The sequence below is a fragment of the uncultured Dokdonia sp. genome (genome assembly GCF_947496725.1).
GTDB lineage: Bacteria > Bacteroidota > Bacteroidia > Flavobacteriales > Flavobacteriaceae > Dokdonia.
In genome coordinates this window covers 1-24,847 of record NZ_CANMDS010000007.1, presented here as the reverse complement: position 1 = coordinate 24,847, position 24,847 = coordinate 1, and the positions used below count along the sequence as shown (strand labels likewise).

Sequence of the window (24,847 nt, the reverse complement as noted above, 5' to 3'; positions counted from 1 at the left end):
AAAGTTTAAAAATGGTTTGCATCATCTAGAAATATGTTTATTTTTGCATCCGCAATTTAAGCGATTGTTCTAGGCCCGTTCGTCTATCGGCTAGGACGCATGGTTTTCATCCATGTAAGAGGGGTTCGATTCCCCTACGGGCTACAATTTTTGATTTACAATTCTAGAGGTAATATTGAGAAATATGAATCTAGAATTTCTGGCCCGTTCGTCTATCGGCTAGGACGCATGGTTTTCATCCATGTAAGAGGGGTTCGATTCCCCTACGGGCTACAATTTTTATAATTATTTAGAAAAAACAATAATGGCAAATCACAAGTCAGCTTTAAAGAGAATTAGAAGCAACGAAGCAAAGCGTCTTAGAAATCGTTACCAGCACAGAACGACTCGTAACGCGATTAAGAGATTACGCGATATGACTGAGCAAAAAGATGCTCAGGCTTTATATCCAGCAGTAGCTTCTATGATTGATAAGTTAGCTAAACGCAATATTATCCACGATAATAAAGCTGCTAACTTAAAATCTAAGCTTGCAAAGCACGTAGCAGCTCTTTAAGGGTTATACGTTATAGACATACAGAGAACTTCTATATTTATATAGGGGTTCTTTTTGTTATTTAAAATGCTGCTTAGTATTGCTTTCGCGAAAGCGTTAAAAATTACATTAAAAGGCATTTTAAAAAATTTAAAACCGCAAGTAATATTGCACCCGCTTAGGCTAACCTCTGACGATGTTCGTGAATGTTGCCCTAACGTAAAATCACTTTAATATCCATAAAATGGAAGATTTAGTAAAATTCGTACAAGACGAATTCATCCCAAAAAATGATTTCCCAACCTTTGCTGCAGGTGATACTATCACTGTGTACTATGAAATTAAGGAAGGTGAAAAAAGTAGAACACAGTTCTTTAGAGGAGTTGTATTACAATTAAGAGGTACTGGAAGAACTCAGACTTTTACAATTCGTAAGATGTCTGGTACTGTAGGTGTAGAGCGTGTATTCCCGCTTAACCTTCCAGCTATCCAGAAGATTGAAGTAAACAAAAGAGGTATTGTACGTCGTGCACGTATCTTCTACTTCAGAGGTCTTACAGGTAAGAAAGCCCGTATCAAAGAAAGACGCGGATAGTCTTACTGGACAATTTTATTCAAAAAGCTTCACTTTTATAGTGAGGCTTTTTTTTATGAACAAAAGTTAAGAACTCAAGTTAATAATAGGTTGAAAATTAAATAAATACATTTTAAACTAACGAATCAAAACTATTACTACATTTATATAGTTCTAATCCACTAGACGATTTTAACCATCCAGAAAACTACAATAGTATTACCATATTATTTTAGTTAAGTTGTGGTTACTAATAAGACCCGCTGCACAAGCTAGATGAGTAGATATTGTAAATCATCTACTTATTAAATAATCTTAAGTAACGCGACACCCCTGAGATAGTTTGTTTTATATTGACAAACAACACTATTTCAGCAGAAATTGAACGGTTACAGTCATTAAAACACTGTTATAAAACTTCAAGGGTTTACCGGTAAAGCAATTTCTAAAAAGCCATATCAACGTACTTTGTACAGGGATATGGCTTTTGTTTTTTATATAAATGAACGTTATAATGCTCAAAACTTGTGGAAACTTTTATCGGATAGTACTATTATTTTAACATTTCCCACGATATTTAAAACTAACTAAACATCAATCAAATATGAAAATAATATACCTATCAGTGATAGTATCACTATTGGTTTTTACATCTTGTGAAGAACCAGACAACGCAATTAATTATGTCTTAGATAACGTAAGAAACGGAGCTGTGCTACGTACCCGCGCAATTAACAACTCAGTATATGATGTACAATCACCTGCTACACCTATTTCTTACGTCCTTGAGATGCAAGATGGAAACGAGGGAGAATTACTTGACCGTGTAGACGTCTTTCTATCATTTGTAGATCGAACATCTGAAAATGGAGACAATAGCACATCTTCAGTGCTCTTTAAAACACTTAGCGCATCAGATTTTACACAAGGTGAGCGAGGTTACCCAGTCACAGAACTAACAATAACAACCCAAGAGCTTCTTGAAAACACTAATCTTACTATCAATGAAATATCTTGTACTGATAAATTTGTTATAGACTTGACGCTGCATCTTACCAATGGACTGGCCTTTAATCACGAGAACAGCATAGGCCCTATTATAAGTTACCCAGGCTCAATAAACTCTCCATTCAGCTATGATATATACGTTGTAGAAGGCATCGATAATGATAAGTTTACAGGAGTTTATGACTACAACAGTGTAGTAAATGGATTTGATGGTCCTACTTTTATAACTCCAAATCAATTTACACTTGAAAGATCACGACCTAATGTTCGTCATTTTGAAATATTTAGAGACACGCAACAAATGTTTGATGGTACATTTATATTATCTGAAGTTGAGTTTACTATAGCCTGTGACCAAGCTATAATGACTCGATACATACGCTCAGCTATAGTCTGTTCATCACGTGTAGAAGCTGACCATCAAGTGCTATTAGGTCCATCTAACGATTTAAACGGCACAATAGACGAAATAGACGACACGGTATTTGATTTACGTTTTATTGAAGGATTTGAAGGTAATGACGGATTTTGTGGTTGGCCTGTAACTCCTTCCACTTTTAGACTTACAAAACAATAATTGTAATACAGACATATTGTCAAAATATCAAATAAGAAGCATAGCGAGTTTTGTGATAGATAAACATAAATAATTAGGCTGAAATTAACAGAAAAGGTGACTTAAGTTAGACGTGATTTTAGGTGGAAAAATGCCCTACAAATTACTATATTTGCTAGGCTTGCTCAGCAAGTAAATTTCAACTGATTTATTAAATAAAAAAACTCCTGAATGGCGACAGATAAAACCACCATTAAATATACACTTACGGATGAAGCTCCTATGCTTGCAACACATTCATTCCTCCCTATTGTAAAGCGCTTTACAAAATCTTCTGATATTGAGATGGAGCTAGTGGATATCTCTCTGGCTGGTCGTATCATAGCAAACTTTTCTGAATATCTTACAGAAGATCAAAGACAAGAAGATGCGCTTGCAGCACTAGGAGAACTTGCAAAAAAACCAGAAGCAAACATTATAAAGCTTCCTAATATCTCTGCTTCTATACCACAGCTTACAGCGGCTATAAAAGAATTACAGAGTGATGGATATGCAATTCCAGATTTTCCGGAAGAGCCTACAACAGATGAAGAAAAATCTATACGTGCAAGATTTGCAAAAGTACTAGGTAGTGCCGTAAACCCAGTACTACGTGAGGGTAACTCAGACAGACGTGCACCTAAGCCAGTTAAGCAATATGCTCGCAATAACCCGCACAGTATGGGTGCTTGGAGTGCAGACTCACAGTCTCACGTAGCGACTATGTCTCACGGAGACTTTAGAAACAACGAAAAGTCTGTTACAATAAAAGAGGCAGGTAACATACGTATAGAACACGTAGATGCTGCTGGTAAAGTAACAGTACTTAAAGCCGAGACTCCGGTTCTTGCAGAAGAGATTATAGATGCTTCTCTTATGGAGAAACAAGCGCTTATAAACTTTTTAGAAACTCAAGTTGCAGATGCAAAGGAGAAAGATCTTTTATTCTCTCTCCATATGAAGGCGACAATGATGAAGGTTTCTGATCCAAAAATATTTGGTCACGCAGTAAAAGTCTTTTTTGCCCCAGTATTTGAAAAGTATGGTGCTACTCTTGATAAAATAGGGGTAGATGTAAATAATGGTTTTGGAGATTTACTTGCCAAAATAGAGGAATTACCAGCATCTGAGAGAGAAGAAATCAAGGCGGCTATACAAGCTTGTTATGATGCTCGTCCAGACCTAGCAATGGTAAACTCAGATAAAGGAATAACAAACCTACACGTACCTAGTGATGTGATTATAGATGCGTCTATGCCAGCTATGATACGCGCTTCTGGACAAATGTGGAATGCACAAGGAAAGCAACAAGATACTAAGGCAGTTATACCAGATAGTAGCTATGCAGGGGTTTTTCAAGAAACTATAGAGTTTTGTAAAAAGCACGGTGCCTTTGACCCTACTACTATGGGTACAGTACCTAACGTAGGTCTTATGGCTCAAAAAGCCGAAGAATACGGATCTCACGATAAGACTTTTGAAATACCTGCTGCAGGAACAGTACGTACGGTAGACAATGCCGGTAACGTTCTTACAGAACACACGGTAAGTGAAGGTGATATCTGGAGAATGTGTCAAGTAAAGGACGCACCTATACGTGACTGGGTAAAACTTGCTGTAAGTCGTGCTAGAGCAACTGGATCTCCAGCTGTATTCTGGCTAGACAGTGAGCGTGCACACGATGCAGAGCTTATTAAAAAGGTAAATCTTTATCTTAAAGATCACGATACAGAGGGACTAGATATACAGATTATGTCTCCCGTACTAGCAACACGTTTCTCACTTGAGCGTATTAAAAATGGTCAAGACACTATCTCTGTAACTGGTAACGTATTGCGTGATTACAACACAGATCTTTTCCCAATACTTGAAGTAGGGACAAGTGCAAAAATGTTATCTATTGTACCACTTATGAATGGTGGTGGACTTTTTGAAACAGGTGCTGGAGGATCTGCGCCTAAGCACATACAGCAGTTTCTAGAAGAAGGTCACCTACGTTGGGATTCTCTTGGAGAATTTCTTGCACTAGCGGTATCACTAGAGCACGTGGCTACTACTAAGGGTAATGAGAGAGCACAAATACTTGCAGACACACTAGACGAGGCGACTATCAAGTTTTTAGAAAACAGAAAATCACCTTCTCGTAAAGTAAACGAGTTAGATAACCGTGGTAGTCACTTCTACCTTGCATTATACTGGGCACAAGGACTAGCTAGCCAAACTAAAAATGCAGATCTAGCCGCAGAGTTTGCTCCTATTGCAAAGAAAATGGAAGAAAATGAGCATACTATTATAAATGAGCTTAACGCAGCACAAGGAAGTCCTCAAGATATAGAGGGTTACTACAGTGTGAGTAGCGATAAAACATTTGCAGCAATGCGACCAAGCGCAACATTTAACGCGATTATAGATTAAGGTTTTTACGCTTTCGCGAAAGCGTAATCATCACCCACAAAAGCCTCTTCATTTATGAAGAGGCTTTTTATTTTTAACAAGTTTATCGGTATTTTGTCACTAGCTTTACTTCAAATCTTTACAATGAAAAATATTTTATACGTACTGATATTTTTAGGGTCGTTACACCCCCTACTCTCTCAAGAAAAATACACGCTGAGCGGTACCATTACAGATGTATCAAGTAATGAAACCTTGATAGGAGTAAGCATCTTGTTTCCTGAGCTTAATGATGGTGTTGTGACTAACTCATATGGCTTTTACTCTATCACCCTACCCGAAGGCATTTATAAGGTACAGGTAAGCTACTTAGGCTATAAAGATGTTATAGAAACTATAGAGCTCAATAAAGATATACGTAACAATATAGCTCTCTCTACATCACTAGAACAACTAGATGAGATTGTCATAGAAGAGAAGGTAGAACGTGTGAGAATACGCAAACCACAAATGAGTGTAAACGCACTCACTTCTGAGTCTATAAAAAGCATCCCAGTTGTACTAGGAGAAGCAGATGTTATAAAAGCGATACTCCTGCTGCCTGGTGTAACGAGTGCTGGTGAGGGAGCCTCTGGATTTAATGTACGAGGTGGCGCTGCAGATCAAAACTTAATACTTCTAGACGAGGCTACTATTTTTAACTCCTCACACCTCTTTGGTTTCTTTTCCGTGTTTAACCCAGATGCTATTAAGGATTTGAAACTATATAAAGGAGGCATACCAGCTAGATATGGTGGACGTGTGTCTTCTGTTCTGGATATTTATCAAAAGGAAGGTAATAGCAAGAAAACAAAGGTTACTGGAGGTATAGGCGCTGTGGCAAGTAGACTGCTGGTAGAAGGACCTATTGTAGAGGATAAAGCAGCTTTCCTTTTTGGCGGTAGAGCATCTTATGCACATTTATTTTTACCATTATTTGATATAGACAATAAAGCCTATTTCTACGATCTTAATACAAAAATTAATTATAAGATCAACGATAATAATAGCTTGTATCTATCTGGTTATTTTGGTCGAGACCTTTTTAGCGTAAGCGATAGTTTTAAAAATGTATATGGTAATGCGGTAGGTAATTTAAGATGGAATCACATTTTTAGTGACAAGCTATTTTCAAACGCCTCTCTTATTTATAGTGATTACTACTATGGGCTTGATCTAGATTTTGTAGGCTTTGAGTGGAACTCTGGTATTAATAATATAAATATCAAATATGATCTTACCCACTACCTTAACGACAAGATGAAGATCTACTCAGGTATTAATAACTTATACTATACTTTTAATCCTGGTAAAATTCAACCTAATGGTCCAGACTCTGGTATTGTAGAAGAGCAGCTTGTAAAAAAATATGCAAATGAGTTTGCTGCATATGTAGACGTAGAGCATAAATTATCCCAAAACCTTACAGTTGAGTATGGTTTACGCTTTAGTAATTTTACGAGATTAGGACAAGACGAGGTTAACATTTACAGAGATGACCAGCCAGTATCTTTTGATCCTTTCTTACTTATATACCAAAGTGAAGACCCTATAGGTGTAGATACATCTTTTTCTAGAGGAGATAAGCTAGCAACATTTAATGCGCTTGAACCTCGCATTGCGGCTTCTTATGCTTTTAATGACGATACGTCTATCAAGGCGAGTTATACTAGACTAGTACAATACTTGCATTTATTATCTAACACAAGCTCCCCTACTCCGCTTGATATCTGGACACCTAGTGGTGAGTTTACTGCACCACAACAACTGGATCAATATGCTATAGGTTATTTTAAAAACCTTGAGATAGGTAGCAGTGAGTATACCATAGAGACCGAGGCTTTTTATAAAGACATAGATGGTCGCATAGACTATATAGACGGTGCTCAACTCATTGCAAACGAAGCCATAGAGCAAGTTATCTTACAAGGCGAAGCAAGAGCTTATGGACTTGAATTTTTATTGCGTAAAAATGACGGAAAATTTAAAGGCTTTCTAGCATATACTTTATCTAAGTCTGAACAGCGCACCCCGGGTCGAACTGCAAATGAGTTAGGTATTAATCGCGGGCAATGGTATAACACACCTTATGATAAAACTCACGATATCTCTATGAATCTTAATTATGAGCTTAGTGATAAATGGAAATTTGGAAGTAATTTCTTATTTCAAACAGGGCAGCCTACTAACTTCCCAGTGGGGCAATTTGAATTTCAAGGTATTGTCATCCCTACATATGGACCCCGTAATGAGCAAAGATTACCTAGTTACCATAGACTAGACTTAAGCGCGACACTTACGCCAGAAAAAAACAAGAACAGATCGTGGCAATCAGAATGGGTTTTTAGTATTTATAATGCCTATAACCGCCGTAATGCCGCCTCTATAAACTTTCGACAAAACGCAGACACTGGTAATAACGAGGCAGTAAGAACTGCCATTTTTGGAATCATTCCTGCGGTTACCTATAATTTTAAATTTTAGTAAGAGATGAGATATATAACACTCCTTATAGCATTACTACTAGTATTTACATCGTGTGAAGATGTAATAGATGTAGACCTTAATGATGAAGATCCTCGCCTTATAGTAGATGCCCTTATACGTATTGACACTACGCAACAATTAACAGAGGCAAATATAAAGGTGTCACTTTCTTCTTCGTTCTTTGGTGAGATACAACCGGCAGAGGTAGAGAATATGTTTATTCAAAAAAGTGATGAGTCCGGTTTTGTACCTTATGAGGCTGTACCGGGTGAACCGGGTGTATACAGACCATTTGCCACAACAGTTTCTCCTGTTACAGATAATAAGATCGTTACCAGCTGGCTTACTAGCGAGTCTGAGTATTTATTCTTTGTCACGCACCAGGGGCAAGATTATTTTGCCAGAACTACATTTGCACCGTCTGTTCCTATAGATACGGTCGAGCAAGGTGATGGAGGACTTTTTGATGAAGACGACAAGGAAGTAATTATTGCATTTACAGATATTCCAGAACAAGAAAATTACTATCTCATTGATTTAGATTTTAATGAATACCTCCCTACAGAAGATCGTTTTTACCCAGGACAACAATTTGAGTTCTCATATTTTTATGATGCAGAAGACACACCACTTAACCCCGGTGATACTGTAGATATAAGTATTCTGGGAGCAAATGAGCAGTTTTATGATTATATGAACGGACTTTTAGAACAAAGTGAACAGGGCGATAACGGCCCCTTCCAGACACCTACTGCAACGGTGAGAGGGAATATTCTTAATATTACAGGCATAGATAATATAGATCAGTTTGATAATTTAAATAGACCAGATGCGTTTATACTGGGGTATTTCTCATTGTCGCAACAGTTTTCGGCGAGCTTGATTATAGAAGAATAGAATTACGCTTTCGCGAAAGCGGACTTATTACCACCATCACTTTTAATTATACAAAGCTATTACTTACTTTAGTACCTATGTCTAAACGATTGCTATTATCATTTGCACTAGTCCTGATAACCGGATTAATATATTCTCAAAATGAAATTCCTGAAAACTACTTTGTAAATCCGCTAGATGGCGAGCTTGTACTTGCTGGAAGTTTTGGGGAGTTACGCAGTAACCACTTTCATAGTGGGCTTGATTTAAAAACACAGCGCAGAACTGGCTTACCCGTTTACGCAGCTGCCGAAGGTAGTATCACACGCATAAAAATATCTCACTATGGTTATGGGAAAGCTATTTATGTGGCTCACCCTAATGGATATACAACTGTGTACGGACACTTACAAAAACTTTGTCCAGAGGTAGAAGCTTATATAAAACGAGCACAATACAAAAAACAGTCTTATGAGATTGAGCTATTTCCTAAAAAAGGAGAGCTTACCATAGGCAAGGGAGAAATACTTGCATATAGTGGAAACACAGGTAGTAGTGGCGGTCCTCACCTTCACTTTGAAATAAGAGATGGTAATGCAAGACCTATGAATCCTTTCTTATTTGGACTTACGGCAAAAGACACTAGAAAGCCTACTATAAATCACTTACGTGCATACCCTATAGGTGATCAATCAACCATCAATAAAGGAACCGAAGCTATAGATGTGCGCCTCACTCAAAAGGCAGACGGGAGTTACCAAGCAGAAAATATAAAGGCCATAGGAGCTATAGGTTTTGCGATAGGTACCATAGACCAGCAAGACCTAGCAAATAATAAGAATGGTATCTATACCATCACGACCTCTATAAATGGTGAGACTAATTTTGAGGTAAAAATGGATAAGTTCTCCTTTGCAGAAACCAGATACCTCAACCGAATGATAGATTATGGGTTGTATAAAGACAAAAGAAAGCGCGTACAGAAGTTGTTTATAGAAAGAAACAATCCGCTTAGTATATACACGCAGCAGGTCGATAACGGTATACTTACTATAGAAGATAGTCTTGCTTACCAGTATCAAATAAAAGTAAAAGATTTTGCACATAACGAAGTAATCATAAACATACCTATAAGTGGTAAAAAAGATAGCCTAAGCTCACCAAGAACAAATACAGAGGGTAAAGACTTTGTATATAGTGACCAAGGATACAATTTTAATGAAGGAAAATTTGAGGTATATATTCCTAAAGGAGCATTTTATGATGACTACTTTTTAAATCTCAAAGTAGAGGGTGACAAACTCACTTTACACAAAGATGTACTGCCTGTACATAAAAATATAAGCATCTCATATGACCTATCTGGTTATAATGAGGCAGATCGCGATAAGTTATATCTAGGTAGAATAAACTACAAAGGTGATGTGTATTACAGTAATACCCGTATTAAGGATAATAAACTTCAAATTAACACACGTACCCTAGGAGAATATACAATTGCAAAAGACACAGACCCGCCGGTGGTAAAGGCGAGCAATTTTACAAAAGGTAAATGGATGTCCAAATATCGCTACCTTAAATTTGAGATAAAAGACCTGGCAAGTGGTATAAAGGGATACCGTGCTACAGTAAACGGTAAGTTTATCTTACTTGAGTATGAGCCAAAAACCAAAACACTTACACACGATTTTAACGATAATGCCGTTACAGATACTAAGAACGAACTCAAACTTATCGTGACTGATAATGTGGGAAATAGTACTACATTTGAAACTACATTCTTTAGAAAACCATCCATTGAAAAATAACTACCTCCTACTCATCCTACTTTTATGTTTTACAACTCTAGGTCTTGCCCAAACGGCAACTATAAGAGGCATCATACTAGATGATAAAAACACACCTGTACCAGGAGCTTCTGTTGCATTTATGGGAGATGGTACTGTTACAAATGACAATGGTTTTTATGTAATAGTGATTCCTGCAAATGAGGACATCGCAATATCTTATACTTATGTAGGTTTTAAAAAGATAACACAAACCTTCAACCTTAAAGCAAATGCCGATATTGAGTTTAACCCAGTATTAAAAACCGACATTGAACAATTAGGTACAGTTATTATTACCACTACTACCAGGCAGCGTGTAGAAGGCGTGACTACCATAGCTCCAGAGACTATACGCAAGACACCAGGTGCAAATGCGGGAGTAGAAAATCTTCTCAAGTCATTACCAGGAGTGAGTAATAACAATGAGCTAAGTACACAATATGCTGTGCGCGGTGGTAACTTTGACGAGAACCTTGTATACATTAATGAAATAGAAGTTTACCGTCCATTTTTAGTACGCTCTGGACAGCAAGAAGGATTGAGTTTTGTAAACAGTGATCTAGTTCAAAATGTAGCTTTTAGTGCTGGAGGATTTCAGGCAAAATATGGAGACAAACTTTCTTCTGTACTTGACATTACCTACAGAAGGCCTGTAGATTTTGCGGCCAGTGTGGATGCAAGCCTTCTAGGCGGTAGTATCTCTGGTGAAGGAATTTCTAAAGACGGGAGATTTACAGCACTTGCAGGTGTACGTTATCGCGATAATAGCCTTCTTGTAAATGCAAAACAAACAGAAACTAACTTTAAACCACGTTTTTTTGACGCTCAGTCATTGCTTACGTATAAGTTTACAAATAAATTTCAACTAGACTTTTTAGGGAACATTGCGATAAATAAATATGACTATGAGCCACTTACACGACAAACCAATTTTGGTAGTCTTGCAGATCCTCTAGCCCTTATTGTCTTTTATGAAGGTCAAGAAGAAGATAAGTATGAGACTTACTTTGGAGCCTTAAAAGGTACTTATCAACTTAATGAGCATACCACACTCAAAGTTTTAGGATCTGCATATCACACACAAGAGCAAGAGTATTTTGATATTTTTGCAGACTATCGTTTAGGAAGACCTAATACTAACATAGGTGATGAAGACCTAGGTGATGTAGAGTTTACACAAGGTATAGGCTCACAACTTACACACGCTCGTAATGATCTAGATGCTCTTTTTATAAATGTAGAGCATAAAGGAACGTATCTAAAAGATACAGACCAGATAGATTGGGGTATAAAATATACTCGTGAAGATATACGTGATAGACTAGAAGAATATGAGGTTATAGACTCTGCTGGGTTTTCTATAAGACCACCTATAGGAGATTTTACAAATGAGCAACCCTATGCGGCATTTGATGCGCCTCTTGAGCCATTTACAAACATACGTGCCCGTAATAATGTGCAGATTAATAGACTCTCTGCTTATGGACAATACAGTAAACGTACCGAGGTAGGAAATAATGAGCTCTGGATAAATGCTGGAGTACGAGCACAACAGTGGACGGTAAGCGGAGATAACATTGAGAATACAACACAAACCGTGATAAGCCCGAGAGCTCAACTTAGTTTAAAACCTGGTGGCAACTCAGATATGATTTTTAGATTATCTGGAGGTCTCTATGCCCAACCTCCTTTATATAGAGAGTTGAGAGACTCACTGGGACAGGTACGACCAGATGTAAAAGCTCAAAAATCTTTTCATCTTGTAGCTGGCCACGACTGGAGTTTTAATCTTTGGGAACGCCCTTTTAAACTAGTGACAGAAGCATATTATAAAGGTCTTACAGATGTAAATCCATATACCTTAGAAAATGTACGCATACGTTACAGAGCTACAAATAATGCTACGGCAAGAGCTTATGGTATAGATACCAGACTTAATGGTGAGTTTGTACCAGGTACACAAAGCTGGATAAGTCTAGGTGTACTGCGCACAGAAGAAAATATAGACAATCAAGGATATATACCAAGACCTACAGATCAACGATTAAAGGTTGCTTTTCTATTTCAAGACTACGCGCCTAATATTCCTAGTTTGAAACTTTACATTAATATGGTATACCAGACAGGTCTACCAGGAGGATCACCTAGTTATGCAGATCCTTATGTGTTTTCAGAATTACCTAGGTTGAGAGATTATTTTAGAGCAGATGCAGGTATAAATTATGTATTTACAGATGCATCAAAACCGTTCCCAAAGGGTCACTGGCTGCACGTCTTCAAGGATCTTACAGCTGGTTTTGAAATCTATAACATATTTGATAGACAGAACTCTATTACAAACACCTTTGTAAGAGACGCAAGTACACAACAGCAGTTTGCAATTCCTAACTTTTTATCTCCTAGAGTTTTTAATGTACGAGTATCTGCTAAGTTCTAGACTACGCAGGTACACCGTCTAGAAACTCTTTAAGTACACTTATCACGTAGTCTACCTCCTCTTTTGTATTATACTTTGAGAAAGAAAAACGCACGCTAGGCTTTTTAAGATCATCTTCAGATAAGATTTCTTGAAGTACGTGTGATCCTTTATCACTCCCACTCTGGCAAGCGCTTCCTTTAGAGCAAGCAATACCCTTCATATCTAATTGAAAAAGCAGCAATAATGCCTTTTCTGAAGCAATAGGTAAGCATACATTAAGTAATGTATATGTACTCTTCTCTGGATTGCTACAATTCCCATTAAGTTTTACACTAGGGATTTCTTTTTTAAGCCTTTCGGCGAAATAGGTTTTTATCCCTTTCACATAATTGCTCTCTTCTTCAAGATGAGTATATGCACATTGCATTGCTGTCTCAAGTCCTGCAATATTATGTACACCCTCTGTACCAGCTCGTAAACCACGCTCTTGTGAACCACCAAAGATAAGTGGCTTAAGACCACTATTTTTTCTTATAAATGCAAATCCTACACCTTTTGGCCCGTGAAATTTATGACCAGCAGCCGCTACAAAATCTACAGGTACCTCCTGAAGGTCTATAGCATAATGGCCAATGCTTTGCACCATATCTGAGTGTACCAGTGCTCCATATGATTTACACATAGTCGCGATTGCTTTTATGTCTATCATATTACCCACCTCATTATTAACGTGCATAAGGCTCACGAGGGTTTTTGCATCATTTGATGCGAGCATTTCTTCTAGCTTTTTTTCGTCTGGAGTACCACATTCTTTTAAGGGAACGTACTCTAGTAAAATGTTATAGGTTTTTGCTGCTTCTTCTGCTGCGTGTAGCACTGCGTGATGCTCTATACGTGAGGTAATAATGCGTTGTACTCCTAAGTCTCGAGCGGCGCTATTTATGACAAGATTATCTGCCTCTGTACCTCCAGATGTAAAAATAATCTCTCCCGCAGTAACATTAAGAATCTTTGCAATAGTTTTACGTGCACTTTCTACGTGACTTTTTGCTGTGCGACCTACGGCGTGTGTAGAAGATGGATTACCAGGCACCTCTCTCATAACTTCCATCATACGTTCTAATACTTCTTGACGTATTTGAGTGGTTGCAGCATTATCAAAATAAACCTGAGACATAAACGTTATTCCTTAGGGGATTAGTCTACAAAAATAACTAAAATATCCCGACAGCTCTTACACTTTAGCGTTTCTATATGATGAGCAAAGTTGTACCGAATGGGCATATTGTAACTAGTAAGTGCAGGGTGTTAATGCTGTTTAAATAACTTTTTTCGCGAAAGCGTAATTACATCTCTTTACCCTATTTTTGTCATAAACATAATTTATATGAAAAAGCTTCTAGCCTTAGTTATCCTTTCTTTTATCGCTACCTCGTGTGACGATGGTGATCTTATAGTCACAGAGATAGATTTTGATGATCTTGAGCTAGAACTTTGTACAGATAGCGAGTATGTGTTTTATAAAATTAACACGAGTACTAACGAGACGCTAGCGCTACAGTTTACAACCTCTCAAGATATTTTTGGGGGAGTAGATGAACTTGATGACATTACACTCTCTGGTGATGACCAAGTTTCATACAGACGTTTTAATGAAGCGGTATCTAGTGATTACTTCTGTAGCCTTATACCACCTGCAACACCGGTTGTGGCAGAAGAGTTTATAAGTACAGAGGGAGAAGTGCTCATTACAAGATCAGGAACCGAAACTGATGAGGATGGCATACCTTCTGAGATAGAAGACCCAGAAGGTGTCGCGGGTACTGCAGATCTTAAGGATACTGATGAGGATGGCATTCCAGACATATTAGACTCTGATGATGATGGTGATAACGTACCTACCGAGCTAGAAGGTGTGGTTCTCAATGAAGATGGGACTGCTATAGATACAATGCTCTCTAGAGATACAGATGGTGATGAGATACCAGATTACCTTGACCCAGATGATGATGGTGATGGAGTGCTCACACGCAACGAAGATGCAAATATGGATCTCAACCCAGCAAATGATAACTCAAACCCAGATAGTCCTACTGAAGATGATTACTTAAATCCCGCCATTGCGGTAGAAACTACTGTAGATGAGTATCGTGATAATGAGTATGTTATTACAGACTTCCAGATATCTATATTTACAAGGTTACTTGTATATATAAATCCTGCAAACCAAGATGAGCAACGTGATGAGTCTACTCAAAATTTTGGTGTATATACATCACCAGACGTTGTTATAACAGAAAAGCCAGATTTTAACGAGTAGTGGCGTTTTGGTAGAGGTAGACCTCGGTTGCTCCTGCACCATATTTTTGAAAATCTGCATCATAAAATTTAATGCCGTCATACCTACGTAGTAAAGTATAGAGCTCCTCTCGCAGTACGCCCTCTCCTACTCCGTGTATGAAAACCATTTTTGGAATGCGCTTTCGTATGGCAAAATCTAGTTGACCTCTTGCTGTATCAAGCTGTAGGGTGAGTATCTCATAATTGCTCATACCACGCTTAGATTTTACAAGTTTATTAATATGTAGATCTACCTCAAACATAGGAGCATTGCGCTCTTTTGAAGAGACTTTTGGGGTTTGTCGTCTTTTAGGCTGCTCTTTTTCAGAGATTACACTATCTGGTACATAAGCAAGATCACGGTTAAGTCTATCATCTATAATGGGTATGAGTTCGCTTTCGCGAAAGCGTAAAATAAACCCATCACTATCTTCTACAAGTATCTCTCCATCTACCGTCTCTACTACCAGACCTTCAAAATCGTCATCTAGTGCTTGTACCCGTGTTCCTTTTACCATAACATAGAAGTATTAATCTCAATAAGTAAAAATAAGCATTGTGTATAAAATGAATCTAGATACTGGCTTTATACTGCTTTCTTATAATGCATAAAATATTACATTTTTTATCGCATAAGAAGGGCTATCTCCTCTGATAGTTATTAAATTTGAGAGCGCTTGTATAATAACTGAAGCGTTTACACACTTAGAGTGACCTGAATGGAAGAATATATGCTACCCTGTATTAATAAGAAATACCTCGGATATGAGTGTATGGGGTGTGGCATACAGCGTTCTATTGCTTTAATACTAAGAGGTGAGTTTGTAGATGCATTTTATATGTACCCTGCTATCTATCCTTTAATTACACTCTTACTTTTATTAGTACTCAATCACTTTATAAGTTTTAAATATGCTAATAAGGGTATCATAATTTTAGCTATATTGACAGTCGCTACAATTATTGTGAGCTACATTATTAAAATGACAACTAACTAATTAACCACTCAAAAAATGGAAAAACAAAAATTACCTAATGTAACGATATCTCTTGTACTAGGGATTATATCATTTGTTGCTTGCTGCTGTTCTGCTGGATTAGGAGGAATAGTACTTTCTGGTATTGCTTTCTTTTTACTTAAGAAAGACGAAAAGTTACTAATGGAGAACCCTGAAATTTATGATAATGCAGGACAATTTAAAACGGCAAAAATTATTGCTATTGTAGGTCTTATACTAGGTGTAATTTCGCTTTTATGGTCTGTTTATTCTATCGTTTCTATGGGAGGATGGGATGCCTATATGGAGAGTCAACGTGAGATGATGGAACAAATGGGACTTCCTACAGAATAATTCATTTATGTAAAAGATGAATTAAAGTAAAGAAAAAAGCCGCTTCATAACTGAGGCGGCTTTTTTACTTTATATCATTAAGAGTTATTACTTCTCAAATTGCTTTAGTGTTTTTGTAATAATCGCAACACATTCTAGTAATTGCTCTTTAGTCATTACAAGCGGTGGTGCAAAACGTATGATATTACCGTGGGTAGGTTTTGCTAGTAATCCATTATCACGTAAAGCGATACAAATATCCCAAGCGGTAGAGCTATCTTCTGTATCGTTAATAAGGATAGCGTTAAGTAATCCTTTACCACGTACACCATTTACAATAGAGCTTGTCTCAATAAATTTTGCAAGCTCTGCTCTAAAGAGTTCACCTAGCTCTTGTGCATTATCTGCAAGCTCTTCATCTTTAATAACCTCAAGTGCTGCAATACCAATAGCCGCTGCAACCGGATTTCCTCCAAAGGTACTACCGTGATTACCAGGCTTTATTACACCCATAATATCATCATTTGCTAGTACTGCAGATACTGGATATGCGCCTCCAGATAAGGCTTTACCTAGTATTAAGATATCTGCTTTTACCTCTGGTGTACCAGAACAGTGCTTATCTACACAATCGCAGTTACCACAGGTAGCAAGTAAACGTCCTGTTCTTGCTATACCTGTCTGCACCTCGTCTGCTATGAAGAGTACATTATGTTTTTTACACAGTTCTTTTGCCGCTGCTAGGTAACCCTCACTAGGTACATATACACCTGCTTCTCCTTGTATAGGCTCTACTAGAAAACCTGCTATATTAGAACTGCTGTTAAGTGCTTCTTCTAGAGCTTTAAGATTATCATACTCTATTTTAATAAATCCTTTTGTGTAAGGACCAAAGTTTTTACGAGCCACAGGGTCGTTAGAAAATGAGATGATGGTTGTGGTTCTCCCGTGAAAGTTGTTCTCACATACTATAATCTCTGCCTCGTTCTCGTCTATTCCTTTTACCTCATAAGCCCACTTTCTACAAAGTTTAAGAGCTGTCTCTACTGCCTCTGCACCTGTATTCATAGGTAAGAGCTTGTCATAGTTAAAAGTCTCTGTAGCATACTTCTCAAACTTACCTAGCATATCGTTATAGAATGCTCTTGACGTAAGTGTAAGTGTTTGTGCTTGACTTGTCATTGCTCCTACAATTTTAGGATGACAATGACCTTGATTTACTGCCGAGTATGCAGATAAAAAATCAAAGTATTTTTTTCCTTCTACGTCCCAGACGTAAACGCCTTCTCCCTTTGAAAGTACAACTGGAAGCGGGTGGTAGTTGTGTGCTCCGTACTTGTCTTCGAGAGCGATTGCCTGTTGTGATGTAAGTTGATCAACAGTGGCCATAATGTGTAAGTTTTTTTATTCTATAATTTACAATTCCTAATTCTTAACAATTATGTCAGAGGAGAGAAATCAACCTCATAAAACATAGTACAACTGTGTATTATGTCGTGTTTTATATGCATTTCATCTTTAATGTCTTGATGCTTCTAGAAATAAAATAGCACCCTAAGTAATCGAAGTACATTTGACTAAACTAAAATAATTAATCAAAATGGACTATCTCAACGATTTACTTAAAAACTTAAGTAGTGGTGATTACTTAATCAACGCACTTGTCGCTATACTACTTCTTATAGTAGGTATATTTATAGCAAAGCTACTCAAAAAATTAACTGCAAAGATCATTAAAAAGAGTGGTCTTGATGAGAAATTAAAAAGTGACACCATCACTTTATCAAAATTTATATCAAAACTAGTTTACTTACTAGTAATGATATTTGTTTTTACACTTGTGCTAGGTCGTTTAGGTCTTACCTCTGCCCTAGACCCACTTAAAAATATGCTGGATGATTTTCTAGGCTTCATACCTCGCATAGTAGGTGCTGGTCTTGTAACATACATTGGGTATATGCTGGCAACAATCGTTGCAGAGTTTGTAGGAATGTCTGGAGATACCATACGTAAAGCACTTCCTAAATTAAAAATCTCTACTAAAATTGATGTTGTAAACATACTTAAAAAAGTAGTTTTCATTTTTGTGTTTATACCATTACTTATAGTAGCACTTAATATATTAGAGATGGACTCTATCTCTATACCGGCAACTACAATGCTATCTAGCTTTATGGCAGCTATACCAAAAATAGCTGTTGCAGCAATCATACTTCTTGCCTTTACAATAGGTGCTCGTTTCTTAAGTGGTCTTGTAAAAGATCTTCTTAACGGGATGAATATGAATGCTACGCTTCAAAAAATGCAACTTGATAAAATGACGGGTAACACAAATGTGGTAAACCTTATAGGTAACATCGTTTACTTTTTTATCCTCCTTTTTGGTATCACTACCGCTATAGAAAAGTTAGAGTTTAAACAACTTTCAGAAATCTTTGCAACTATAAATGTATATGGTGGTAAAATATTATTTGGACTTGTTATTCTAGTAATAGGTAACTGGATTGCAAGCATCGTTTATAAAAATATGGCAGCCAAAGAAAATGCTTTCTTAGCATCTATCGTACGTATGGCTATCATCGCTATCTTCCTTGCAATAGGGTTAAGCACTATGGGCATTGCAGATGAGATTATTAACCTTGCCTTTGGTCTTACACTTGGTACTATAGCACTTACAGTGGTTCTGAGCTTTGGTCTAGGAGGTAGAGAAGCTGCAGGAGAGCAAATGAAAAAAATCTTACATAAGTTCAACAATAAAGTTGACTAACACCTCATAAATAATTCCCTCAATAATTAGGCTACTATATTTTCATAGTAGCCTTTTTTTATGCTCTAGTGATTACAAAACACAAGAAGCGTCATACTTTACAAACTATTGATAATCTCTTATAATTTTCGGAAAATAGCTTTAATATAAATCCTACTTTTGCCACTATGGGTAGACGTAAAACTAATCGTAAGATTTTTGAAAATATAGCCGTAACAGATGCCGGCGCAAAAGGTAAAGCCATAGGTCACGCACCAGATGGTAAGGTGTTATTTATAAACAACGCTGTACCAGGAGATGTGGTACACGTACAGACTACAAAAAAACGTAAAGCCTACTATGAGGGTACTGCAACAGAGGTGGTTACGCTTTCGCGAAAGCGTACAGAACCACAATGCCAGCACTTTGAGTTTTGTGGTGGTTGCAAGTGGCAGCATATGGATTACAAATACCAGCTTGAGTACAAACAGCAAGAGGTAGTAAATAATCTAACCCGACTAGGAAAAATTGAATTACCAGAAGTGACTCCTATTGCCGGAAGCAAAGAGCAGTACTTCTATAGAAATAAAATGGAGTTTGGATTTTCTGACTCAAAATGGCTCACACTAGAGCAAATAAAAAGTGGCGAGGTGATAGAAGATCGCAACGCCCTTGGTTTTCATATTGCGGGTATGTGGGATAAGATACTTGATATTGAAAAATGTCACCTACAGCGCGACCCTAGTAATGCTATACGTAATGGTATAAAAGAATTTGCTACCGCAAATGATATGGCTTTTTACAATGCCAGAAATCAAGAAGGTCTTTTACGCACGCTTATGATACGCACCTCTACTACTGGAGAGCTTATGGTACTCGTACAGTTTTATAAGGAAGATGTACAGAAAAGAGAACTACTTCTCAACTACATAAAAGACACCTTTACAGAGGTTACATCTTTACTATATGTAATTAATGGTAAGGGCAATGACACCATTTATGATCAGGAGGTAATTTGTTATGCAGGGCGTGATCACATCTTTGAAGAGATGGAAGGCCTTAAGTTTAAGATCAATGCTAAGTCCTTTTATCAGACTAACTCAGAACAAGCATACGAGTTATATAAAATCACAAGAGACTTTGCTGGCCTTACAGGTAATGAGCTTGTATATGACTTATATACAGGTACAGGAACTATCGCACAGTTTGTTGCAAAAAAAGCTAAAAAAGTGATAGGTGTAGAGGCTGTACCAGATGCTATCACTGCTGCAAAGGAAAATGCAAAACTCAATTTTATAGAAAATGCTGAGTTCTTTGTAGGAGATATGAAGAAGGTTTTTAACTCAGAGTTTATTGCCACACACGGTGAGCCAGATATTATAATAACAGACCCACCTAGGGATGGTATGCACAAAGACGTTGTAGACCAGATTTTAAATATCTCACCTCAAAAAATTGTATATGTAAGCTGTAATAGTGCAACACAAGCAAGAGATCTTGCGTTACTAGATGACGTGTATAAGGTAACTAAGGTACAACCTGTAGATATGTTTCCTCAAACTCATCACGTAGAGAATGTTGTACTTTTAGAGAAAAGATCATAATGAAAAAACTCTTTTATATACTGTTACTCATTATATGCTTTGGGCAAAGCGCCTGCGAGCGTGATGACATTTGTGCAGAGACTACACCCACTACCCCACTGCTTATTATAAAGTTTTATGATGCAGACAGCCCTTCAGATCCAAAAGCTCCTAATAATCTTGCTATCGTAGCAGAAGGATCTATACCAGAAGATACAGGCTTTACAGTGAGTGCAGGCATAGACAGTATTGCCATCCCTCTACGTACTATAGAAGATGTTACAACCTACTCATTTATAATAAACTCTCAAGAAGAAGATGACGAGCCTATAAATGTAGATGACCTAGTGTTTACCTACATACGCGATGAAGAGTATGTAAGCAAGGCTTGCGGCTTTAGAGTGATATATGACGAGTTACTAGCAGAACTAGTTCCTCAAGATGATGGCTCTTGGATACAGAATATTATAATAGAAAACCCAACGGTAAATGATCAAGTTGAAGCACACATTAGTATTTTTCACTAGCCTACTTTTTACCGTTATATCTGCTGGTGTTAGTGCTCAAGATATAGGAGAAGAAGCTATAGCAATTGACACAGTAACAAAAGTCCCTACAGATTACTACGGCCTCAGAGTAGGTATAGATTTATCAAAACCTGTACGATCTTTTCTTGATGACAACTACACAGGCTTTGAAGTAGTAGGCGATTTTAGAATAAAGAAAAACTACTATCTAGCCGCAGAGTTAGGTAACGAAACCAAAGTAACAGATCTACCTAATATTGAGAATACTACAAAAGGTAGTTACATAAAAGCCGGTTTTAATTACAATGCTTATGAGAACTGGTTTGGGATGAATAACCTAATCTATGCAGGTGTACGTGCTGGTTTTTCTAGTTTTAGTCAAGAGCTAGACAGCTATACCATATACACTACAAATCCCCTTTTTGGTGATGACACAAGACTAGACTCCCAAGATTTTTCTGGACTCAATGCTACTTGGCTAGAGCTTAAATTAGGTCTAGAAGTAGAACTTTTTAGTAATATCTACCTAGGTGTTAATGTTCAGATTAAGAGATCTATCACAACAAAAGATCCAGATGGATATGCAAATCTTTATATTCCGGGCTTCGGTAAAGTTACCGAAGACTCTACGGTAGGTGTGGGTTATGGATATACGCTATCATATCTTATCCCTATTTTTAAAAAGTAGGGGATTAATTACGCTTTCGCGAAAGCGTACAACTATTCATTATCATCTAGGTACTTAGCCTTCTTGCTTCCCTCGTACATCTCATATTTAACCAGACGACTTTCTAAACTACCGTTAAAACACTTAATTTTTCTACTAGGTCTAAGCCCCACGTGCTTAAGCGACTCCATATTAGAAGTAATCATCCAGGCGTGAGATCCAGGATAACCACCTTTAAGTGTATCACCTATCTCTTTGTAAAACGCTTCCATCTCTATAGGTAAACGCTCACCATAAGGTGGGTTAAAAACCATTTGTAAGAAGTCACTACCTTGTTTTTTAGTTTCAAAAAAGTTCTTCTCACTTATAGTGATAAAATCTGAAAGCTGCGCATTTTTTACATTTTCACGAGCCTTCTCTACGGCAGATGGTGCTTTATCATAACCCGTAATCGTGTATCTAAAATCTTTAACACGTTTAAGAGCAGATGCCTCTATGAGTTCATACAGATCTACATCCCAATCTCCCCATTTTTCGAAAGCAAATTCTTTTCTATTTAAGTTTGCAGGCACATTACAGGCTATCATTGCAGCCTCTATACACATTGTACCAGACCCGCACATAGGATCAAGAAAATCTGACTGACCGTGCCAGCCACTCATTATAATTAAACCAGCCGCGAGTGCTTCGTTAATAGGTGCTATGTTTGTTGCAGTTCTGTAACCACGGTGGTGTAAAGATGCACCACTACTATCTAGTGACAATGTACACCAGTTGTCTTGTATATGAACATTGAGCCTAAGGTCTGGATGCTTAGTATCAACACTAGGACGTACGTTTTCTTCTTTTCTAAATTTGTCTACAATAGCATCTTTAGTTTTAAAGGCAACATACTGCGAGTGTGTAAATGTATTACCGCTTACAGTTGCATTAATCGCAAAGGTCTTCTTTACATCTAGATATTTCCTCCAGTTTATGCGTTGCATACGTCTATAGAGATCATCCTCATTCATCACCCTAAACTCGGCAATGGGCTTTAAAATTTTAATAGCGGTACGACAGCACAAATTTGCTTTGTACATAAACCCCTTATCACCTTCAAAAGAGACATTACGCGTCCCTATTTCTACATTACCAGCGCCTAAGTTTCTAAGCTCTTCTGCTAGAATTTTTTCAAAGCCAAAAAACGTTTTGGCCACCATCTTAAAGTTTTCACTACTCTTACTCATATGCCGCAAAAATACGTTAATTTTACCGCCTTAACGACCCAAAACTTCATTCCATTTGCTTGCAATTATTCTTCCCATCATAGCCGTCTTAATAGGACTCACATTTGCACTTATTTTTAAGCCAGCTGTAAATAATGGGATTAAGCTTTTACTTTCTTTTAGTGGAGCTTTTTTACTTTCAGTAGTCATATTTGAATTTTTGCCTGAAGTATACAGTAGTAATAATTCTAACATTGGGATTTTTATAATGCTAGGCTTACTTATTCAGATCATCTTAGAATTTGGATCTAAAGGGGCAGAGCACGGTCACGTTCACCATAAAGATGAAGGAACGTTTCCTATATTATTATTTATAAGTCTTTGCTTACACTCTCTTATAGAGGGTTTCCCACTTGCCGAAAATCAAGATTTACTATATGGAGTTATAGTTCATAAAATTCCCATTGCAGTTATTTTATCTGCTTTTTTATTAAACTCAAAAATGTCTACCATACAAACAAGCATTTTTCTAATCATATTTGCTTGTATGACACCGCTAGGAGCTTTCTTAAAGACACAGTCATCACTTCTGGAGACTTACAGTAGCGAAGTAAATGCATTAGTAGTAGGAGTATTATTACACGTGTCAACAACCATACTTTTTGAATCTTCAAAAAATCATCAGTTTAACGCAACAAAGCTTGGTGTAATTTTAATAGGTATAATTATCGCATATTTCTTATAGTTATGTACTCTAAAGAAGAAGCTAAAAAAGTACGGAAGCAGTTTTGGATTTTCTTTGCAAAAAGATATCCCCGTAAATGGATACTTTATAACACAGGAATAAAAGACGTAACCTTAAAATTTGATTTTACTAATGGCTATGCCTTGGTGGCTATAGATTCTGAATCTAATGACGAAATTGATAAGGCATACTATTACGAAAAACTTCTAAGTCTAAAATCTTTACTACTGGAAGAAGTGTCTCCTAATCTTATTTTTGATGATGAATATCTTCTTGATAGTGGAAAGGTCATCTCTAGAGTTTACATAAGACTCGAAGGAGTGAAAATCAATAATAAAAATGACTGGCCAAAAGTTTTTGACTTTTTATATGAGTATATGTCAAAACTGGAGCTATTCTATCTAGAATATCAAGACTTTATAAAAGACTAGTTGTAATTTCAGTCGCATATATACCCTATACTTTTAAGATTAGAATTCAGAGTGAGTGTATTTATATCTCTTAATAAGTAATTCTTTAGTAGCGCCTATCCTTCATAGCACCTGGTTACAAACATTCTAATATTTCTTACCGTTTGGATAGCTCTATAAGCGACCTGTAACTCTATGTAGTAAAGGATACTTAAGAATGGTAAACAAGTAATTTGAGATTTATAAACTATAAAAGATAATGCTCGATTTAATACAGCATTAAATTTAGATCTCTCCAATATATACGCCCATCACACCCGCACAAAGATATCTGTATTTTATAACCGTAAAGAAGGAATAGATAATAAGGCCGCCCTACATTACTCAGATGAGAGCTAATCATAGTGCCTCTATTATGTAATTCTAGAACTACATATATGTAAACAAGAGATTATCTTTGACTTTCTTGTATAAAAAAAGCTCCAACACATTTCTGTATTGGAGCTTAAAAAGGCGGCGACCTACTCTCCCACG

At 37.1% G+C, this 24,847-nt stretch carries 21 protein-coding genes and 2 tRNA genes; 19 read left to right on the top strand and 4 right to left on the bottom strand.

What is annotated here, in order from left to right; all coding sequences use genetic code 11:
• Nucleotides 1-72 precede the first annotated feature (72 nt).
• From Q0948_RS13840 to Q0948_RS13795, 10 genes are all read left to right on the top strand, one after another.
• Nucleotides 73-144, top strand: a tRNA-Glu gene (locus Q0948_RS13840).
• Nucleotides 145-201: 57 nt separating this feature from the next.
• Nucleotides 202-273 (top strand) — tRNA-Glu (locus Q0948_RS13835).
• Nucleotides 274-304: 31 nt separating this feature from the next.
• Nucleotides 305-556, top strand: a complete 252-nt coding sequence (gene rpsT, locus Q0948_RS13830; protein ID WP_013751623.1) for a 30S ribosomal protein S20 — start codon at nucleotides 305-307, stop codon at nucleotides 554-556.
• 223 nt (nucleotides 557-779) lie between these two features.
• Nucleotides 780-1,130, top strand: a complete 351-nt coding sequence (gene rplS / locus Q0948_RS13825; RefSeq protein ID WP_035328245.1) for a 50S ribosomal protein L19 — start codon at nucleotides 780-782, stop codon at nucleotides 1,128-1,130.
• Nucleotides 1,131-1,713: 583 nt separating this feature from the next.
• Nucleotides 1,714-2,694 (top strand): hypothetical protein, encoded by a 981-nt coding sequence (locus tag Q0948_RS13820; RefSeq protein ID WP_298354410.1) that lies wholly within the window; start codon nucleotides 1,714-1,716, stop codon nucleotides 2,692-2,694.
• A gap of 210 nt (nucleotides 2,695-2,904) precedes the next feature.
• Complete coding sequence (locus Q0948_RS13815; protein ID WP_298354413.1) at nucleotides 2,905-5,127, top strand: NADP-dependent isocitrate dehydrogenase; 2,223 nt, start codon at nucleotides 2,905-2,907, stop codon at nucleotides 5,125-5,127.
• 123 nt (nucleotides 5,128-5,250) lie between these two features.
• Nucleotides 5,251-7,629, top strand: a complete 2,379-nt coding sequence (locus Q0948_RS13810) for a TonB-dependent receptor (protein WP_298354416.1) — start codon at nucleotides 5,251-5,253, stop codon at nucleotides 7,627-7,629.
• 6 nt (nucleotides 7,630-7,635) lie between these two features.
• Nucleotides 7,636-8,529: a DUF4249 family protein gene (locus tag Q0948_RS13805; protein WP_298354418.1), complete on the top strand. Its 894-nt coding sequence runs from the start codon at nucleotides 7,636-7,638 to the stop codon at nucleotides 8,527-8,529.
• Between the two features lie 77 nt (nucleotides 8,530-8,606).
• A complete protein-coding gene (locus tag Q0948_RS13800; RefSeq protein WP_298354421.1) occupies nucleotides 8,607-10,316 on the top strand; it encodes a M23 family metallopeptidase in 1,710 nt (569 codons plus the stop codon).
• Nucleotides 10,255-12,774, top strand: a complete 2,520-nt coding sequence (locus tag Q0948_RS13795; protein WP_298354424.1) for a carboxypeptidase-like regulatory domain-containing protein — start codon at nucleotides 10,255-10,257, stop codon at nucleotides 12,772-12,774. Before Q0948_RS13800 ends, Q0948_RS13795 begins: the two co-directional genes overlap by 62 nt.
• A gap of 1 nt (nucleotide 12,775) precedes the next feature.
• On the opposite strand, the gene Q0948_RS13790 is transcribed toward Q0948_RS13795, so the two are convergent.
• Complete coding sequence (locus Q0948_RS13790; protein ID WP_298354427.1) at nucleotides 12,776-13,933, bottom strand: cysteine desulfurase family protein; 1,158 nt, start codon at nucleotides 13,931-13,933, stop codon at nucleotides 12,776-12,778.
• Nucleotides 13,934-14,143: 210 nt separating this feature from the next.
• Between Q0948_RS13790 and Q0948_RS13785 the strand changes: the two genes are divergently transcribed.
• The gene (locus Q0948_RS13785) at nucleotides 14,144-15,076 is read left to right on the top strand and encodes a hypothetical protein (protein ID WP_298354430.1); all 933 of its coding nucleotides are present in this window, start codon (nucleotides 14,144-14,146) and stop codon (nucleotides 15,074-15,076) included.
• On the opposite strand, the gene Q0948_RS13780 is transcribed toward Q0948_RS13785, so the two are convergent.
• Entirely contained in the window at nucleotides 15,066-15,614 is a 549-nt protein-coding gene (locus tag Q0948_RS13780) for a Smr/MutS family protein (protein ID WP_298354433.1), read from the bottom strand. The genes Q0948_RS13785 and Q0948_RS13780 overlap by 11 nt on opposite strands.
• A gap of 201 nt (nucleotides 15,615-15,815) precedes the next feature.
• Between Q0948_RS13780 and Q0948_RS13775 the strand changes: the two genes are divergently transcribed.
• Together Q0948_RS13775 and Q0948_RS13770 are read left to right on the top strand one after the other, a co-directional pair.
• Nucleotides 15,816-16,094, top strand: a complete 279-nt coding sequence (locus tag Q0948_RS13775; protein ID WP_298354436.1) for a DUF2752 domain-containing protein — start codon at nucleotides 15,816-15,818, stop codon at nucleotides 16,092-16,094.
• Between the two features lie 15 nt (nucleotides 16,095-16,109).
• Nucleotides 16,110-16,448, top strand: coding sequence for a CCC motif membrane protein (locus Q0948_RS13770; protein ID WP_298354439.1), 339 nt, complete (start codon nucleotides 16,110-16,112; stop codon nucleotides 16,446-16,448).
• 87 nt (nucleotides 16,449-16,535) lie between these two features.
• On the opposite strand, the gene rocD is transcribed toward Q0948_RS13770, so the two are convergent.
• Nucleotides 16,536-17,816, bottom strand: a complete 1,281-nt coding sequence (gene rocD, locus Q0948_RS13765; protein WP_298354442.1) for an ornithine--oxo-acid transaminase — start codon at nucleotides 17,814-17,816, stop codon at nucleotides 16,536-16,538.
• Nucleotides 17,817-18,027: 211 nt separating this feature from the next.
• Between rocD and Q0948_RS13760 the strand changes: the two genes are divergently transcribed.
• The 4 genes from Q0948_RS13760 (at nucleotide 18,028) to Q0948_RS13745 (ending at nucleotide 21,971) form a co-directional block, all read left to right on the top strand.
• On the top strand, nucleotides 18,028-19,194 hold the full coding sequence (locus Q0948_RS13760) for a mechanosensitive ion channel (protein WP_298354444.1): 1,167 nt from the start codon (nucleotides 18,028-18,030) through the stop codon (nucleotides 19,192-19,194).
• A 167-nt stretch (nucleotides 19,195-19,361) separates the two neighbouring features.
• Nucleotides 19,362-20,777, top strand: coding sequence for a 23S rRNA (uracil(1939)-C(5))-methyltransferase RlmD (gene rlmD, locus Q0948_RS13755; RefSeq protein ID WP_298354447.1), 1,416 nt, complete (start codon nucleotides 19,362-19,364; stop codon nucleotides 20,775-20,777).
• Entirely contained in the window at nucleotides 20,777-21,283 is a 507-nt protein-coding gene (locus Q0948_RS13750; protein WP_038600334.1) for a DUF6452 family protein, read from the top strand. Before rlmD ends, Q0948_RS13750 begins: the two co-directional genes overlap by 1 nt.
• Nucleotides 21,246-21,971: a DUF6048 family protein gene (locus Q0948_RS13745; RefSeq protein ID WP_298354452.1), complete on the top strand. Its 726-nt coding sequence runs from the start codon at nucleotides 21,246-21,248 to the stop codon at nucleotides 21,969-21,971. The genes Q0948_RS13750 and Q0948_RS13745 overlap by 38 nt, the downstream gene beginning before the upstream one ends.
• Before the next feature lie 32 nt (nucleotides 21,972-22,003).
• On the opposite strand, the gene Q0948_RS13740 is transcribed toward Q0948_RS13745, so the two are convergent.
• Entirely contained in the window at nucleotides 22,004-23,152 is a 1,149-nt protein-coding gene (locus tag Q0948_RS13740; RefSeq protein WP_298354464.1) for a THUMP domain-containing protein, read from the bottom strand.
• Between the two features lie 82 nt (nucleotides 23,153-23,234).
• Between Q0948_RS13740 and Q0948_RS13735 the strand changes: the two genes are divergently transcribed.
• Together Q0948_RS13735 and Q0948_RS13730 are read left to right on the top strand one after the other, a co-directional pair.
• Nucleotides 23,235-23,903, top strand: coding sequence for a ZIP family metal transporter (locus Q0948_RS13735; RefSeq protein ID WP_298354457.1), 669 nt, complete (start codon nucleotides 23,235-23,237; stop codon nucleotides 23,901-23,903).
• A 2-nt stretch (nucleotides 23,904-23,905) separates the two neighbouring features.
• Nucleotides 23,906-24,334 (top strand): DUF4268 domain-containing protein, encoded by a 429-nt coding sequence (locus tag Q0948_RS13730; protein ID WP_298354460.1) that lies wholly within the window; start codon nucleotides 23,906-23,908, stop codon nucleotides 24,332-24,334.
• Nucleotides 24,335-24,847 lie beyond the last annotated feature (513 nt).